Annotated in this window: 16 protein-coding genes; 13 read left to right on the forward strand and 3 right to left on the reverse strand. The window is 64.5% G+C overall.

Annotation, left to right across the window (positions count from 1 at the left end; translation table 11 throughout):
• Positions 1-33 precede the first annotated feature (33 nt).
• The gene (tssJ, locus tag CLU93_RS19830) at positions 34-621 is read right to left on the reverse strand and encodes a type VI secretion system lipoprotein TssJ (protein ID WP_099762991.1); all 588 of its coding nucleotides are present in this window, start codon (positions 619-621) and stop codon (positions 34-36) included.
• Positions 622-899: 278 nt separating this feature from the next.
• Between tssJ and CLU93_RS19835 the strand changes: the two genes are divergently transcribed.
• From CLU93_RS19835 to CLU93_RS19890, 12 genes are all read left to right on the forward strand, one after another.
• A complete protein-coding gene (locus CLU93_RS19835; RefSeq protein WP_257225028.1) occupies positions 900-1,502 on the forward strand; it encodes a hypothetical protein in 603 nt (200 codons plus the stop codon).
• A gap of 37 nt (positions 1,503-1,539) precedes the next feature.
• The gene (gene tssB, locus CLU93_RS19840; RefSeq protein WP_099762993.1) at positions 1,540-2,049 is read left to right on the forward strand and encodes a type VI secretion system contractile sheath small subunit; all 510 of its coding nucleotides are present in this window, start codon (positions 1,540-1,542) and stop codon (positions 2,047-2,049) included.
• Position 2,050: 1 nt separating this feature from the next.
• Positions 2,051-3,550 carry a type VI secretion system contractile sheath large subunit gene (tssC, locus tag CLU93_RS19845; protein WP_099762994.1) on the forward strand — a complete coding sequence of 500 codons (1,500 nt, stop codon included), beginning with the start codon at positions 2,051-2,053 and terminating at the stop codon, positions 3,548-3,550.
• A gap of 31 nt (positions 3,551-3,581) precedes the next feature.
• On the forward strand, positions 3,582-4,073 hold the full coding sequence (locus tag CLU93_RS19850; RefSeq protein ID WP_034750126.1) for an Hcp family type VI secretion system effector: 492 nt from the start codon (positions 3,582-3,584) through the stop codon (positions 4,071-4,073).
• Positions 4,074-4,140: 67 nt separating this feature from the next.
• Positions 4,141-4,614 (forward strand): type VI secretion system baseplate subunit TssE, encoded by a 474-nt coding sequence (tssE, locus tag CLU93_RS19855; RefSeq protein WP_096236750.1) that lies wholly within the window; start codon positions 4,141-4,143, stop codon positions 4,612-4,614.
• Positions 4,611-7,250 (forward strand): type VI secretion system ATPase TssH, encoded by a 2,640-nt coding sequence (gene tssH, locus CLU93_RS19860; RefSeq protein WP_099762995.1) that lies wholly within the window; start codon positions 4,611-4,613, stop codon positions 7,248-7,250. The genes tssE and tssH overlap by 4 nt, the downstream gene beginning before the upstream one ends.
• A gap of 20 nt (positions 7,251-7,270) precedes the next feature.
• Entirely contained in the window at positions 7,271-8,302 is a 1,032-nt protein-coding gene (gene tssA / locus CLU93_RS19865; RefSeq protein ID WP_099762996.1) for a type VI secretion system protein TssA, read from the forward strand.
• A gap of 42 nt (positions 8,303-8,344) precedes the next feature.
• Positions 8,345-9,136, forward strand: coding sequence for a substrate-binding periplasmic protein (locus CLU93_RS19870; protein WP_243420302.1), 792 nt, complete (start codon positions 8,345-8,347; stop codon positions 9,134-9,136).
• Between the two features lie 34 nt (positions 9,137-9,170).
• Positions 9,171-9,683 carry a lipocalin family protein gene (locus CLU93_RS19875; protein ID WP_099762998.1) on the forward strand — a complete coding sequence of 171 codons (513 nt, stop codon included), beginning with the start codon at positions 9,171-9,173 and terminating at the stop codon, positions 9,681-9,683.
• Positions 9,684-9,947: 264 nt separating this feature from the next.
• On the forward strand, positions 9,948-11,699 hold the full coding sequence (locus tag CLU93_RS19880) for a methyl-accepting chemotaxis protein (RefSeq protein WP_099762999.1): 1,752 nt from the start codon (positions 9,948-9,950) through the stop codon (positions 11,697-11,699).
• Between the two features lie 71 nt (positions 11,700-11,770).
• Positions 11,771-12,478: a tRNA-uridine aminocarboxypropyltransferase gene (locus tag CLU93_RS19885; RefSeq protein WP_099763000.1), complete on the forward strand. Its 708-nt coding sequence runs from the start codon at positions 11,771-11,773 to the stop codon at positions 12,476-12,478.
• A 128-nt stretch (positions 12,479-12,606) separates the two neighbouring features.
• Positions 12,607-13,746: a PA0069 family radical SAM protein gene (locus CLU93_RS19890; protein WP_099764500.1), complete on the forward strand. Its 1,140-nt coding sequence runs from the start codon at positions 12,607-12,609 to the stop codon at positions 13,744-13,746.
• Here the strand turns inward: CLU93_RS19890 and CLU93_RS19895 are convergent.
• The gene (locus CLU93_RS19895; protein WP_373629857.1) at positions 13,743-14,402 is read right to left on the reverse strand and encodes a gamma-glutamylcyclotransferase; all 660 of its coding nucleotides are present in this window, start codon (positions 14,400-14,402) and stop codon (positions 13,743-13,745) included. The two genes, CLU93_RS19890 and CLU93_RS19895, sit on opposite strands and share 4 nt — an antisense overlap.
• A gap of 28 nt (positions 14,403-14,430) precedes the next feature.
• A complete protein-coding gene (locus tag CLU93_RS19900) occupies positions 14,431-15,396 on the reverse strand; it encodes a LysR family transcriptional regulator (protein ID WP_099763001.1) in 966 nt (321 codons plus the stop codon).
• Positions 15,397-15,522: 126 nt separating this feature from the next.
• Here CLU93_RS19900 and CLU93_RS19905 point away from each other — a divergent pair, with 126 nt between their 5' ends.
• On the forward strand, positions 15,523-16,056 hold the full coding sequence (locus tag CLU93_RS19905; protein ID WP_070311278.1) for a VOC family protein: 534 nt from the start codon (positions 15,523-15,525) through the stop codon (positions 16,054-16,056).
• Positions 16,057-16,074: the final 18 nt, after the last annotated feature.

A 16,074-nucleotide genomic window follows, 5' to 3' on the forward strand; every position in this document is an offset into this window, starting at 1 on the left:
GTTTCTCCTTTGAATGTGTGGCGTGTGTTTGCGCTACTGGCAGCGCGGGCTTGACAGTGTGGCCATGCCGCTGACGCTCAGCGCGCAGGCATGCAGGCCGACGGTGATGCCACCGCGTTCCGCGTCGGCAGCGCCAAAGGTGGCGCGCCAGCGCTGCGCCGCTGGCGCGCGGAACAGCGCCACGACGCCGATGAAATACGCTTCCTTGCTGACTTTTTCCTGCACTTCGTAGCGCTGGCCCGGTACCAGCAGCACCTCTTTGACTTCCATCAGGTCGGCGCCCAGTGCGGCCTTTTCGCGCTGCGCGTCGAGGAAGCTGTCGTAGGGGGCCTGCTCGAAGGCTGCGCTCTGGCGCAGTTTGTAGATGCGCGCCACCAGCGCCAGCGGCCGGCCTTCGGCATCGGTGTTGAGGCGCTGCGCCGCGTGCAGGCGGATGCTGACGTTGCGCGGCGGTTTTTGCGCGTCCGGCAGTTCGGGCGGCGGTTTGGCCACGCCGGCCATTTGCAGCGCCGCGTTGGCCAGTGTGCCGATGGCGCCGCCCGCGCAGCCAGCCAGCAAAAGGGTTGGCAGCAGTAGTGCGGTGGCGCGGACCAGGCGGCGGAGCGGGGCGTCAGATGGCATGGAGGATCTTTGCAAAAATGGTGAGTGGAAATAAAAGTCTTGCAGTCATTTAAACGCATGTGCCAGCGGCCTGCTTGCGTTGGCGCAAAGTCCGCCTGCGATCAACGCAGTTCCTGCGCCAGATCAGGATTCATGGCGCTGTCCGCCGCTGTGGCGTGGAACTTCTTCTTTGCTGATTAATCTCAATCTGGCAAAAAAATTGGCGATCAATAATGGCCTCCACCAAGGCGCCGCCCATCTTTCCCAGCGGTAGCGTCCTCCACGTGAAGGAATGCCCGATGAAGCCAGCCACCATGTTGCCCCGTATTGCCTGCCTCGCCAGCGCCTTGCTGCTGGCCGCCTGCGCCACGCCAGACCAGCCGGTACCCACCAAACCTGCCGCGCCGAGCCTGGCGCAAGTGATGAGCGAGGCCGATGCGGCCGCGCGCGCCGGCCAGTACGAACGCGCCATGACCCTGCTCAAGGGCGGCGGCAGCAGCTACCCGGCCGACAAGGCGCCGTGGCTGCAAATGGCGCAGATGAAGTTCGACCGCGCCCAATACGGCGACGCCATCGGCCATGCGCTCGAAGCGCTGGAACGCGATCCGGACGACAAGGTCGCCAACAGCATCGTCGCCGTCAGCGGTTTGCGCCTGTCCGGCAAGGCGCTGGCCGACCTGTCGCGGCAAAACAATCTGAATGGCTCGCTGCGCTCGGAAGCGCAGGAGTTGGCCAAGCTGCTGCGCGCCAGCATCGGCGAAGACGTGCTGGTGCCGCCGGCCAGGCGTGCGCCGGCGGCCGGTAAGCGCGCTGCCAGCTCCAGTTCCAGCGTCGGCGCGCCGGCGGCGAAGGGCGCGGCAGCGCCAGGCAGCGCGGCCGACCCGTTCAGCGGCTTGAAATAAGCCAGCATCCCCACCATCCCTTTGAAAAGGAAGCGACATGCCCAAGTCCGACAGCGTGCAAAAACGCCTGCAAAAGATACGCGCACCGCGCGTGCAAATGACCTATGACGTCGAGATTGGCGACGCGATTGAAAATAAGGAGCTGCCCTTCGTGGTTGGCGTATTGGGCGACTTTGGCGGCAATCCGGACAGCGAAAAAAAACGCCTGAAGGACCGCAAGTTCGTCGCCATCGACAGCAACAACTTCGACGAAGTGCTGGCCGGCGTGGAGCCGGTGGCGCGTTTCGCCGTGCCGAACCGCATCAGCGAGGCGGGCGGCACGTTCGCCGTCGACCTGCACTTCCGCTCGATGGATGACTTCCGCCCGGAATCGGTGGTGCGCCAGGTCGATCCCTTGCGCAAGCTGCTCGAGGCGCGCACCAAGCTGGCCGACTTGCGCAACAAGCTGGCCGGCAATGACAAGCTGGAAGACTTGCTGACGGAAGTGCTGAACAACACGGACAGCCTGGCCAGCCTGAAACCGCAGTTCCCTGCACAGGAGGATTGAGATGAGCGCCCAGGCAGAAGCCCCAGAAGCCCTCGCTGTATCCGTATCCGATGGCCCGGCCGCGACCGACTTGCTGGACCAGATCGTCGAGCAGAGCCGCGTCGCCAAGTCCGGCGCCGAGCATGCGCGTGCGCGCGACCTGATCTCGGAACTGGTGGCGCAGGTGCTCGACGGCACCGTGCTGATGTCGACCAGCCTGTCGGCGACCTTGGACGCGCGCGTGGCAGAAATCGACCGTTTGATCTCCACCCAGCTCAGCGAAATCATGCACGCGGCGCCGTTCCAGCAGCTCGAACAAAGCTGGACGGGGCTGCGCTACCTGGTCGGCAATTCCGATACGGGCACGCGCCTGCAGATCCGCATGTTCAACGCCACCAAGCGCGAACTGGTGAAGGATTTCCAGGCCGCGCTGGAGTTCGACCAGAGCAGCATGTTCAAGAAGGTGTATGAAGAGGAATTCGGCACCTTCGGCGGTGCGCCGTTCGCCGCGCTGCTGGGCGACTTCGCCATCTCGCGCCAGCCGGAAGACATGTATTTCGTCGAGCAGATGTCGCACATCGCCGCCGCCGCGCACGCACCGTTCATCGCATCGGCCGCGCCGGAACTGTTTGGCCTGGAAAGCTACGGCGACCTGGGCAAGCCGCGCGACCTGGCCAAGGTGTTCGACACCATCGAGTACGCGAAATGGAAAGCCTTCCGCGAATCCGAGGATGCGCGCTACGTGGGCCTGACCTTGCCGCGCTTTCTGGGCCGGTTGCCCTTCAATCCCGTCGACGGCACCACGGTCGAAGGCTTCAACTTTGTCGAGGAAGTCGACGGCAGCGACCATCACAAATACCTGTGGTGTAACGCCGCGTATGCGTTCGGCAGCAAGCTGACGCGCGCGTTTGCCGATTACGGCTGGTGCGCCGCCATCCGCGGCGTGGAGGGCGGCGGCCTGGTGGACGACCTGCCGACCCACACCTTCAAGACGGACGAGGGCGACGTGGCCCTGAAATGCCCGGCCGAAGTGGCGATCACCGACCGCCGCGAAAAGGAACTATCGGACCTGGGCTTCATCTCGCTGGTGCACTGCAAGAACACGGCGTATGCGGCGTTTTTCGGCGCGCAGTCGGCGCAGAAGAGCCGCAAGTACAACAGCGACGCGGCCAACGCGAATGCGGTGCTGTCGTCGCAGTTGCAGTACATCTTTGCCGTCTCGCGCATCGCCCACTACATGAAGGCCATGATGCGCGACAAGATCGGCAGCTTTGCCGCCGCTTCCAACGTGGAAGATTTTCTGAACCGCTGGCTGATGCAGTACGTGCTGCTCGACGATAACGCCAGCCAGGAGCAGAAGGCGCAGTTCCCGCTGCGCGAGGCGTCCGTGCAGGTGCATGAAGTGCCGGGCCGGGCCGGCGTGTACCGCGCCGTATCGTTCCTGCGTCCCCATTTCCAGCTCGATGAGCTGTCCGTTTCGCTCCGACTGGTCGCGGAGTTGCCGAAGTCGACCAATTCATGATCCACCCATCTTTCAACCAGAGGAGCACACCATGGCAATCGATGTATATCTGCAGATAGACGGCATCAAGGGCGAGTCCACCGATGACAAGCACAAGGACTGGATCGAGTGCAAATCGGTCAGCTGGAGCGTCGAGCAGCCGAAGTCCGCCACCGCCTCGACGGGCGGCGGCCACACGGCCGAACGCTGCGAGCACAAGGACATCGTCATCTCCAAGCTGGCCGACCTGGCCTCGCCGGTGCTGCTGCAGACCTGCTCTGCCGGCAAGACCATTCCCAAGGCGCGCTTCGAATTCATGCGCGCCGACGGCCAGGGCGAGCGCGTCAAGTACTTTGAAATCGAAATCGAGAATGTCTTGATCGGCGCCGTCACGCCGAACGTGGAAGAAGGCGACATCCTCGGTGAACACGTCGGCTTCAAGTTCTCGAAAGTGAAGTGGAAATACACACAGCAAAAAGTGACGGGCGGCGCCGGTGGCAATACCTCGGGCGGCTGGGACCTGGCCGCGAACCGCGTGGCTTGATCCATCCTTGCGCGGCGCGCGGCGGACATCCTCCTGCGCGCGCCGCGCCGACTTTTCAGGAGAGCGCATGGACAGTTATGTACCCGGCCTGTTCGACCGCCTGATGGGCGACGGCGCTGCGGCGGGCGGCGTGGCGGCGCGCCTGTCGCTGGAACAATTGAAGGATGCGGTGGCGCGCGACCTGGAAGAGCTGCTCAACACGCGCGTGGCCCTGCCGCCTGGCGCGCTCGACGCCTATCCGGAATGCGCGGCGTCCATCGTCAACTATGGCTTGATCGATTTCGCCGGCATGTGTTTGTCCAGCAGCGAGGACCGCGCCCGCATCTGCGCCGCGCTGAAGGCCGCCATCGAACGCCACGAACCGCGCTTGCGCAATGTGCGCGCCCGCCTGGAGCGCGAAGCGGGCAGCATCAACCGCGTCGGCTTCGTCATCAGTGGCACCCTGGCCGTGATGTCCGGTGGCGAGACGGTCAATTTCGACGCCGTGCTGCAGCCGTCGTCGCTGCGCTATTCGATCAACCGCAAGGGAGCCGCCGCATGAGCAATCATTTGAAAACCCTGATCGCCAAACTGAATGACACGGCGCGCACGGCCGCCACCCGCGCCGCCAGCATCTGCGTGGGACTGGGGCAGTATGAAGTCGATATCGAACACCTGTTCCTGGCGCTGCTGGAACAGGAGCGCAGCGATTTCGTCACCATCGCGCGGCGCAGCGAAATCAGCCTGACGGCGCTGGAGGCGGATCTGCGCCGCGAGATCGGCAGCTTCCGCACGGGCAGCGCGCGCACGCCCGTCTTCTCTCCCCATTTGCCGCTGCTGTTCGAACACGCCTGGCTGGTCGCCTCGCTCGATACGGCGCAGCCGGGACCCATTCGCAGCCGCCATCTGTTATTGGCGCTGCTGACGGAGCCGGAACTGTCGCAGCTCGCGTACCGTGGCTCGAAGCTGTTCGCCCGCTTCAGCGTGGAGCAATTGAAGCACCATCCGGACAAGCTGACGGCCGGCTCCGGGGAGGAAAGCGCGGCCGTGCCGCAGCTTTCCGAGACATCCGACGATCCGCTTGCGACTTTGGCCAGCAAGACCCCGGCGCTGGACCAGTTCACCACCGACCTGACGCAGCTGGCGCGCGACGGCAAGCTCGATCCCGTGATCGGCCGCGAGGGCGAGATACGCCAGGCCGTCGACATCCTGCTGCGCCGGCGCCAGAATAATCCGATACTCACGGGCGAGGCGGGCGTGGGCAAGACGGCCGTGGTGGAAGGCCTGGCCTTGCGCATCGCCGCGGGCGACGTGCCCGAGGTGCTGCAGGGGGCGCACATCCACGCGCTCGACATGGGCTTGCTGCAGGCTGGCGCCAGCGTGAAAGGAGAATTTGAAAGCCGCTTGAAGAATGTCATCGACGAGGTGGCGAAAAGCCCGCACCCCGTCATCCTCTTCATCGACGAGGCGCACACCATGATCGGCGCCGGTGGCCAGGCGGGGCAGAACGACGCGGCCAATCTGCTGAAACCTGCGCTGGCGCGCGGCGCCCTGCGCACCATTGCCGCCACCACCTGGAGCGAGTACAAAAAATACTTTGAAAAGGATGCGGCGCTGGCGCGGCGCTTCCAGGTGGTGAAGGTGGAAGAGCCAAGCGAGGACATCGCCTGCGCCATGCTGCGCGCCATGGCGCCGCTGATGGAGCGCCATTTCGGCATCCGCGTGCGCGACGCCGCCATCGTCGAGGCGGTGCGCCTGTCGCACCGTTACATCAGTGGGCGCCAGCTGCCCGACAAGGCCATCAGCGTGCTCGATACGGCCTGCGCCAAGGTGGCGCTGGGCCAGCGCGCCACGCCGGCGCAGCTGGAAAACGCGCACCGGCGGCAGGAACGCATCGGCGCGGAAATCGCTGCCCTGGCGCGCGAGGCGGCCGATGGCGAAGCGCCCGATAAAGCCGCTGCCGCGCGCCTGGTGCAGCTGCGGCGCGAGCATGACGAAGGGCAGGCGGCGATCGCGGCGCTGGCGCAGCGCTGGGAGCGCGAAAAAACGCTGGTGGCGCAGATCGGCGACCTGCGCGTGCAGTTGCGCGGCGAGCGGCCGGGCGAGATCGGCGCGGCGCGCCTGCTGGCGTTGAAGGAAGAACTGGCGGCGCTGCAGGGAGAAGCGCCGCTGTCGCCGCTGGAAGTCGATGCCCAGGTGGTGGCCGGCATCGTCGCCGCCTGGACCGGCATCCCGCTGGGGAAAATGCTGAAGGACGAGATCCGCACGGTGCTGACCCTGGATGGCGCGTTGCGCGAACGGGTGCTGGGGCAGGACCACGTCATCGCGGCGGTGGCGCAGCGCGTGCGCACGGCGCGCGCCAGCCTGGACGACCCGAACAAGCCGCAAGCCGTGTTCCTGTTCACGGGACCGTCCGGCACGGGCAAGACGGAAACGGCGCTGGCGCTGGCCGACCTGCTGTATGGCGGCGAGCGCAAGCTCATTGCCATCAACATGAGCGAATACCAGGAGGCGCACAGCGTGGCCGGCCTGAAAGGCTCGCCGCCCGGCTATGTCGGCTATGGCGAGGGTGGTGTGCTGACGGAAGCCGTGCGGCGCCAGCCCTACAGCGTGGTGCTGCTCGACGAAGCGGAAAAAGCCCATCCCGACGTGCTGGAATTGTTCTTCCAGGTCTTCGACAAGGGCGTGCTCGATGATGCGGAAGGGCGCGAAGTCGATTTTCGCAACACCGTCATCATCGCCACCTCGAACCTGGGTTCGGGCGCCATGATGGCCGCCTGCCTGAACCGGGCAGCGCAAGACTTGCCCACGCCGGCCGCGCTGGAAGAACTGGTGCGCCCGCAACTGGTGGCGCATTTCAAGCCGGCCTTGCTGGGACGCCTGAAGGTGCTGCCCTTCTATCCCCTGAGCGACGCGGTGCTGGCCGAGATCATCGCCCTGAAACTGGCGCATATCGGGGCGCGCATCGCACGCAACCACCAGGCGCAGTTCAGCCATGACGCGGGCCTGGTCGATGCCGTGCTGGCGCGCTGCACCGAGGTCGATTCGGGCGCCCGCAATGTCGATCAAATTCTCAACGGCAGCCTGCTGCCGGCGATTGCCGAAGCGGTGCTGGCGCGCATGGCAGAAGGCGAGCCGATCGCCTCGATACGCGTCAGCGCCGGCAAGCAGGGGCAGTTCAAGTATACGATCCGATAATCCACCTTGCGGAGAGTGCCATGTTCAACCTGGAGCAGTTGCTGCATCCCGTCAGCGCCGTCAGTCCCTGTGGCGAAGACATCACCTTCAGCCAGGAGCTCGACGCCATCGCGCGCGCGCGCCAGCACGATGACCCGAGCCTGGACCAGGGCGAGTGGGTGACGGCGCTGAAGGAAGCCGACTGGCCTTTCGTGGCGACGCGCTGCGAACAGCTGATCGCCGCGCGCAGCAAGGATTTGCGCGTGGCCGTGTGGCTGGCCGAGGCGCACGCGAAGACGCGCCACTTCCGTGGCCTGGGCGATGGCTACGCGCTGCTGGCCGGCCTGTGTGAGCGCTATTGGGAAGGCCTGTATCCGCCGGCGGAAGAGGGCGATCAGGAACAGCGCATTGGCAATGTCTTCTGGCTGCTGTCGCGCACGCCGCAACTGCTGCGCGAGATACCGCTGACCGAAGGCGCCGATGGTCTGTTTTCACTGCAGGATTTCGATGCGGCGCGCCAGCGCGCGGCGGCCAGCCTGGCGCAAGGCGCAGCGGAGCAGGGCTGGGGCGATACGCGCCACGACGACGCAGCGACCCTGGCGCAGATGGAGGCGGCGCGGCAAAGGAATACGCGCGCCTTTTCCGACGGCTTGCTGGCCGATGCACAGTACTGCATGCAGTCGCTGCTGGCGTTCGAACGCAGCGTCGATGCGCGTTTCGGCGCCGATGGTCCGAGTTTTCGCGCCGCGCGCGAAGCGCTGGAAAACGTCATTCATTTCATCGCGCCGCTGTCGCCTGGCGCGGACTTCGCTGCTGCGCCGGCCGCCGCCGGCCAGGGCGCCGACGGGGGCGGGGGTGTCATCGTGCAGCGCCAGCAGGCGCTGGCCCAGCTGCGCCAGGTGGCCGATTTTTTCCGCCGCACGGAGCCGCACAGCCCCGTTGCCTACCTGGCGGACAAGGCCGCCAGCTGGGGTGAGCTGCCGCTGCACCTGTGGCTGCGCGCCGTCGTGAAGGATTCAAGCACCCTGGCGCAGCTCGACGAGATGCTGGGGACGAACAGCGCGAACGGATGATCGCTTGTCGCGCTTCCATGCTAATCTGCGGGCATGCCCAGAATGTCCATGTTGCCTGCCGCGCTATGCCTGTTCATCGCTGCCAGCGCGCAGGCCGGTACGGCGACGCCGCTGGTGATCTATGGCGACGACGATTATCCGCCGTACTCCTACGTCGAGAATGGCCAGCTGAAAGGCATCTACACGCAGATCGTGCGCGAAGCCGTGCAAGCGATGCCGCAGTATGCGGTGCAGCTGCGCCCCGTGCCCTGGAAGCGGGGGCTGTTGATGCTGCAGACGGGCGAGGCGTTTGCCCTATATCCGCCATATTCGTGGCGCAGCGAACGGCCGTATGTGCGCTATTCCGTGCCGCTGCTGATGGAGCAGCTGGTGGTGCTGTGCAATCAGGACGTGCTGGCCAAGCGCGCGCTGCGGCAGTGGCCCGCCGACTATGGCGGTCTGCACATCGGCGTGAATGCGGGTTTCCTGCCCGGCGATGCGACGCTGATGGCTGCCTTGCGCGCCGAAAAAATCGTGCTCGACCCGGCCAAGGGCACGCGCACGAATCTGCTCAAGCTGATGCGCGGGCGCATCGATTGCTATGTCAGCGACCGCCTGTCGGCGCAGTGGGAATTGCAGCGCATCCGGCGCGAGAGTCCATCGGGCGCGCCGATGCAGGCAATCGAGGAAACGGCGCAGCTGGCCAGTCAGCAGGGCCACCTGGGTTTTACGGCGCGCCGGCCGGCCACCTACCCTTATCGCGATGACTTTATCGAGCAATTCAATGCCGCCATCGTGCACATGCAAAATAGTGGCGCGATCCGCCGCATCGTCGACCACGCATTGCTACCGTGACGTTGCTACCCTGATTTTAGCTATGGAGAAGACCATGAAAAAACTGTTGTTCCTGAGTGTGCTCGTGCTGGCCGGCTGTGTCGGCCGTCCCGAGAATATCGTGCCTGTCAACAACTTCGAGACGACCCGCTATCTGGGGAAGTGGTATGAGATCGCGCGCCTCGACCACTCATTCGAACGGGGCCTGAGCCGCGTGACGGCCGACTACAGCCTGCGCCAGGATGGCGGCCTGAAAGTGCTCAACCGCGGCTACAAGGAGGCGGACGCGCAGTGGAAGGAAGCGGAAGGCAAGGCGTATTTCGTCGACAAGAAAGACGTGGGCTACCTGAAAGTGTCGTTTTTCGGTCCCTTCTATGGTTCCTACATCGTGTTTGACCTGGACCAGCAAGATTACAGCTATTCCATGATCAGCGGCCCCGACAAGTCATATTTGTGGTTGCTGTCGCGCACGCCGAGCATGGACCCTGCCTTGCAGCAGCGCCTGGTCGAGAAAGCCCGGGGGCTGGGTTTCGATACGTCAAAATTGATCTATGTGAAGCAAAACTGACGATGCTTGCCTGCCGCCCGTGCGTGGCGGCATAGCTCCTTGTAATTGTTGCTTTTCTGCATGTTATTTCTTGCAATACCATCCTGATTCACTCACAATCTGCTCCAAAGTGGTGCGCTGCGGCGCGCTGCCATTCTGGCGACGCTGGGTAGCGTTGCGTCGCCGCTCGTGATTGCCGCACGGCAGATGCCTGCTATATTGGTACGTAGCAGCAAGTCGGTTTCGTGGCGTCTGTGCATTGTTTTTTCAGATAGGAATCACGCAATGAAAAACCTCAAAATCGGCGTACGCCTCGGTGGCGCTTTTGCCGCCGTCCTGCTGCTGTTGACGAGCCTGACCGTGGTGGGCATCGTGCAGATGCAAAGCGCCAGCAAGGAAACCGATGCGCTCGTCAACGTCAAGGTGCGCAATGAACGCCTGATCGGTGAGTGGACCAAGGTCATCGAGGTGAACGCGGCGCGCACGGCGGCCGCATGGAAAGTGAGCGATCCCGAACACCAGAAGCAGTTTGAACAGGAAATGTCGGTCTCGTCCGCACGCGCCACGGAAATCCAGAACGCTATCGGCAAGAGCGAGCTGAACGCCGAAGAGCAAGCGCTGTACCAGGAAGTGCTGAGCACGCGCAAGGCTTACACGGACGTGCGCAAGAATGTGTTCAAGGCCAAGAATGCGGGTGACCTGGAACTGGGCAAGCGCCTGTATGAAGGCGACATGGCAGTCAAGCGCGACATTTACCTCGCGTCGCTGAACAAGATGGCCGTGCTGGAAACCAGATTGCTCGATGAAGCGGCCGCGCGCATCCGTTCGCGCTACGAAAACGGCCGTTTGCTGCTGATCTCGCTGGGCGCGGTTGCCATCTTGCTGGGCATCGCCTGCGCCTACTGGATCACGCGCTCGATCACGCGTCCCATCACGCGCGCCGTCGAGGTGGCGGAAGCCGTTTCCGCCGGCGACCTGACCAGCCATATCGTGGTGGACAGCCGCGATGAAACGGGGCAGCTGATGCATGCGCTGAAAAACATGAACGATAAACTGGTCAGTATCGTCGGCCAGGTGCGCGTCGGCACCGAATCGATCAGCACGGCGTCGAGCGAAATTGCCGCCGGCAACCTGGACTTGTCATCGCGCACGGAAGAGCAGGCCAGCTCGCTGGAAGAGACGGCGTCTTCGATGGAAGAGCTGACCTCGACCGTGAAACGCAATGCCGACAATGCGCGCAGCGCGAATCAACTGGCCATCGACGCCTCGCAGATCGCCAGCAAGGGCGGCGTGGTGGTGTCGGAAGTGGTCAGCACCATGGGCTCGATCAACGATTCCTCGCGCAAGATTGTCGACATCATCAGCGTCATCGACGCCATCGCCTTCCAGACGAATATCCTGGCCCTGAACGCAGCCGTGGAAGCGGCCAGGGCCGGCGAGCAGGGCCGCGGTTTTGCCGTGGTGGCCTCCGAGGTGCGCAACCTGGCGCAGCGCTCCAGCGCGGCGGCCAGGGAAATCAAGGGCTTGATCGACGATTCCTTGCAAAAGGTCGAGGCCGGTTCGCAACTGGTGGACAAGGCGGGTCGCACCATGGACGAAATCGTGCAAAGCATCAGCCACGTGACGCAGATCATGAACCAGATCACCGATGCCAGCGATGAGCAGCGCGCCGGCATCGAACAAGTCAACCAGGCCATCGGCCAGATGGATCAGGTGACGCAGCAAAACGCGGCCCTGGTGGAAGAGGCCGCCGCAGCGGCCGAATCCATGCAGGAACAGGCGGCCAAGCTGGCCGAGGTCGTGGGCGTGTTCAAGCTCGATGCCACGCAGCACTCTGTTTCCACCACTGCTGCCCTGTCTGTGAAAGCGCCTGCGCCGCTCAAAACCGCCGTGCGGCCTGTCGTGCAAGCGGCGGTACGGCGCGCGCCAGCACAGCCCGCAGCCGCGCCGGGCAAGGCGGCGCCGGCGGACGCTGTGCGGGCACGCGCGCCGAAGGCACCGGTGGCGTCTGGCGCCGACGAATGGGAAGAGTTTTAAGCGCAGATTCCCCGTGGCATGGCGCGGGCGCTACAATCGCGGCTTGAAGACAGCCGCGAACGCGCTCCGCCATGACCACCCGTCGTACCTCAAGCTCTACCTCCAGCCATCCCTCCAGCCCTGCCGCTGCATCGTCCTCCGAGGCTGAACCCGCCAAACGCGCGCGCTGCCCAGCCTGCCTGCGCGCCGCATCCAGCTGCATCTGCCGCTGGATCGCCCCCGTGGCCCATGCAGTGGACGTGCTGATCCTGCAGCATCCGCTGGAAGTCCATAACGCCAAGGGCAGTGCCCGCTTGCTGCACCTGAGCCTGCCCAACAGCCGCATGCTGACGGGCGAGCAGTTTGCCCCGGACACGCTCGCCGCACTGCTGGCCGACAAGCACAACGTGCTGCTGTACCCAGATACGCCCGGCGACCGTTCGCTGGGCATCGCGCCCCCGCCCCCGCTCAACCCCGCCATCTTGCTCGATCCGGCCCGATTTTTGAGCCAATTGCGGCTGGTGGTGCTGGACGCCACCTGGCGCAAGAGCCGCAAGATGCTGTACCTGAATCCCCAGTTGCAACAGTTGCCGCGCCTGCCCCTGCGCGACACGCCCGCTTCCCATTACCTGATCCGCAAGGCGCACGCGCCAGACCAGTTATCGACCCTGGAAGCGACCTGCTATGCCCTGATGCAGTTGGAGCAGGACGCGTCCCGCTTCGTTCCTCTGATCACGGCATTTGACGGCTTTGTCGCACAGCAGTTGAGTTATGTCATACCGCATGCTGAAAAAGCGTGAAACAGCAGCACGCCAGCCCTTGATCTTGCCCGCATAGCGGCATAGTATACTGTACGTATATACAGTTGATGGGGCCGTTCATGAAAGCAATCATTCCAGAGCACGATGACAGCTTCGCCGGGCAAGCCATGTTGCCGCCGCAATCGCTGAAAGCCCACAAGGGGCGCGGCGCCGTGTCGAACCTGCAAGGGCGCTACGAGGCGCACGCGCGCGCCGGTTTCGATGACGGCTGGAGCGTGGGCGGCCTGGATGGGGCGGAGGGGGAGGCGGCGCCGGGCTGGAAAACGCAGGTCAGCGACGAGCAGGCGCGCACCATCCTCACACGCAACGCTTCGCCCGATTTGCCGTTCAACGTTTCCCTGAATCCATACCGGGGGTGTGAACACGGCTGCATTTACTGCTTTGCCCGTCCCACGCACAGCTATCTGGGCCTGTCGCCGGGCCTGGACTTCGAAAGCCGCATCTACGCCAAGGTGAACGCCCCCGAACTGTTGCGGCGCGAACTGGCCAAGCCGTCGTATGTGGCCGAGCCGATCGCCGTGGGCGTCAATACCGATGCGTATCAGCCGTGCGAACGCGAACGGCAGCTGACGCGGCGCGTGCTGGAAGTGCTGCACGAGTGTGACCACCCCGTGGCGCTGATCACGAAATCGTCGCTGATCGAGCGCGATATCGATATCCTGGCGCCGATGGCGGCCAGGCGCCTGGCCGCCGTGGCCGTCACTGTCACCACGCTCGACCCCGTCATCGCGCGCACGCTGGAGCCGCGCGCGGCGGCCCCTGCGCGGCGGCTGCGCACCATCCGCACCTTGACGGAGGCGGGCATCCCCGTGGGCGTGAGCATCGCGCCCATCATTCCTTTCGTGACGGAGCCGGAAATCGAGCAGCTGCTCGAAGCCGTGCGCGACGCGGGCGCCATCCACGCCCATTACGTGGTGCTGCGCCTGCCGTGGGAAGTGAGCCCCTTGTTCCAGCAATGGCTGGAAGCGCACTTCCCGGAGCGGGCCCAGCGCGTGATGAACCGCGTGCGCGAAATGCGCGGCGGCAAGGATTACGACAGCGCGTTCGGCACGCGCATGCGGGGCGAGGGCGTGTGGGCCGACCTGATCCACCAGCGCTTTGAAAAGGCCGTGCATCGGCTGGGCTTGCACGGCAAGGGTGGCCGCTTCAAGCAGCTCGATTGCACGCAGTTCCGCCGGCCGCTGGTGGTGCCGCCGTTGGGGAACTCGGCAAAAGGGGGCAATGCCGGGCAGCTGGATTTGTTTTAAGTTGAACCAGCGTCAGCGCTGATGCTGCCGGGGTACGCTGCGGCGCTGTCTTGGGCAGGTGCCTGGAGCTGCGCCAGATGTTGCTCGATGGCAAAGACATGCGGGTCGCTCTTGCCCAGTTCGCGCAGGGCGCTGGCCAGGTGCAGCAGGTATTCGCTGTTCGGGCCGCTGGGGCCGTTTGATCGGGCGATCTGGCGCGCGATATCGAGTTCCGGCGCGGCGCCGAGGAAGGCGGCGTTTTCTTCGTTGGCGATGTACACCAGGCCTTCGACCTTGCCGCCATCGTCGAAGGTGATATCGGTGGCCAGGCGCAAATAGCCGTTCTTTTCGCGGTGGTCGAGGTGGTCGAAGACTTCGGGCGTGATCAGATAGGCCATGCCGTCGCACACGGCGCCCGCCTGGGGCACGATGGTGGCCACCCGGCCCGGCGCCATCGGCGTGCCCCGGTGGTCATGCGAGCCTTGCCAGAAGCGCCGCGTCCAGCCGGCGATGCTGGCGGGGCGGCGTTCAATATAGGGAAAGTCCGCCTTGTAGATCAGCGAGCCGTAGCCGAACAGCCAGACCTGGTCGTGACCGTCGAATTTGTTCATGCGCTGGTTGATGGCGATGGTGGCGGCGTCGATGGCGGACAGGTCGTGCTGGTCGGGCTGGGTCATGGCGTGTTTGCTGAAGGGCGATGCGCCATTATAAGGCGCTGCCCGCCGCGCTGCCCGCCGGCAGCGCGGCGCGTGCGCCGTTGTTTCCGCCGACGTTCCACTCATGCGTCTCGACGAACTGGAACAGGAAGGCCATGAAGCTTTCGGCCGCCGGCGACAGCGAACGGCCCGTCTTCGTGTAGACGAAAAAGCGCCGCGTCAGTTCCGGCTGGTGCAGGGCGCGCATGTGCAATTTGTATAGTTTGACCATCGGTTCCGCGTACGGCAGGCAGACCGTGATGCCCAGGTTGGCGCTGACCATGGCCAGCGCCGTCGTCATGAAGGTCACTTCATTGTAGGGATTGAGCGACAGTTCGCGGAACGCGCCGTGCATGTCGCGCAGCAGGCGTTCCGTGAACTGGCCCTGCAGCGAAATGAACGGGTAGTCGCCCACGTCGGCCCAGGTGACGCGCTCTTTCTGCTGCAGCGGGTGCTGCTCGGGGAAGACCAGCACGAAGGGCATTTCGAACAGCACTTGCGCGGCGATTTCCGCCGTCGGGTCGCGCTCGGGGCCGATGCCGAAATCGACTTCGCCGCTGAACACGCGCGCCGACACGTTTTCCACGGGGCAATCGACCAGGCGCAGTTGCACCTCCGGGTGCGCCTGGCGGTAGGCGGCGATCACTTCCGGCAGCAGGGTGCACGCCATCATCTGCGGCGCGGCGATGCGCACCAGGCCCGTCTTCAGGGCCTTGCGCTGGGCGATGCCGGCCATGGCGCCGTCGAGGTCCTCGATCATCTTTTCAAACAGCGGATACAGCTCGCGGCCGATTTCCGACAGTTGCGTCTTGCGCGTGCTGCGCTCGACCACGCGCACGCCCAGCACGCTTTCCAGCTCCTTGATCAAGCCGCTCAAGGCCGATTGCGTCACGTGCAGATATTCGGCGGCCAGGGTAAAACTGCCGGTCTTGGCCAGCGCCACGAAGGCGCGCATTTGCCGCAGGCTGGGACTCATAAGATAATCCGATAAATCAATGGTTAAAAATTGTTTGTATGATAGCTGGAACTCGATTCTAATGGTGAAAAGCTGAAAAACAGGCCAGCCATCGCGCCTCGGGCGCATCCATTGGAGACAAACACCATGAAGATCAAGCAAATCCACCACGTCGCCTACCGCTGCATCGACGCGAAGAAAACCGTCGAGTGGTACGTCAAGCATTTGAACATGAATTTCGTCCTCGCCATCGCCGAAGACCTGGTGCCGTCGACCAAGGCGCCGGACCCGTACATGCACGTCTTCCTCGACGCGGGCCAGGGCAATGTGCTGGCCTTCTTCGAGCTGCCGACGCAGCCGCCGATGGACCGCGACCGCAATACCCCGGCCTGGGTGCAGCACCTGGCGCTGGAAGTGGGCAGCATGGAAGAACTGCTGGCGGCCAAGGAGCGCCTGGTGGCCGCCGGCATCGAGGTGCTGGGCCCCGTCAACCACGCCATCTTCCAGTCGATCTATTTCTTCGACCCGAACGGTCACCGCCTGGAACTGGCGGCCAACGTGGGCACGCCCGAAATGATGGCCAAACTGGACGCCGTCAAATGGGAAATGCTGGAAGAATGGTCGCAGACGCGCCGCGCGCCGAAGCATGCCGCCTGGATGCACGCGCCGGCCGACGCCTGAGCGCCCCGGATCGGCAAC

It is taken from the genome of Janthinobacterium sp. 35 (assembly GCF_002754575.1).
Classification (GTDB): domain Bacteria; phylum Pseudomonadota; class Gammaproteobacteria; order Burkholderiales; family Burkholderiaceae_D; genus Janthinobacterium; species Janthinobacterium tructae.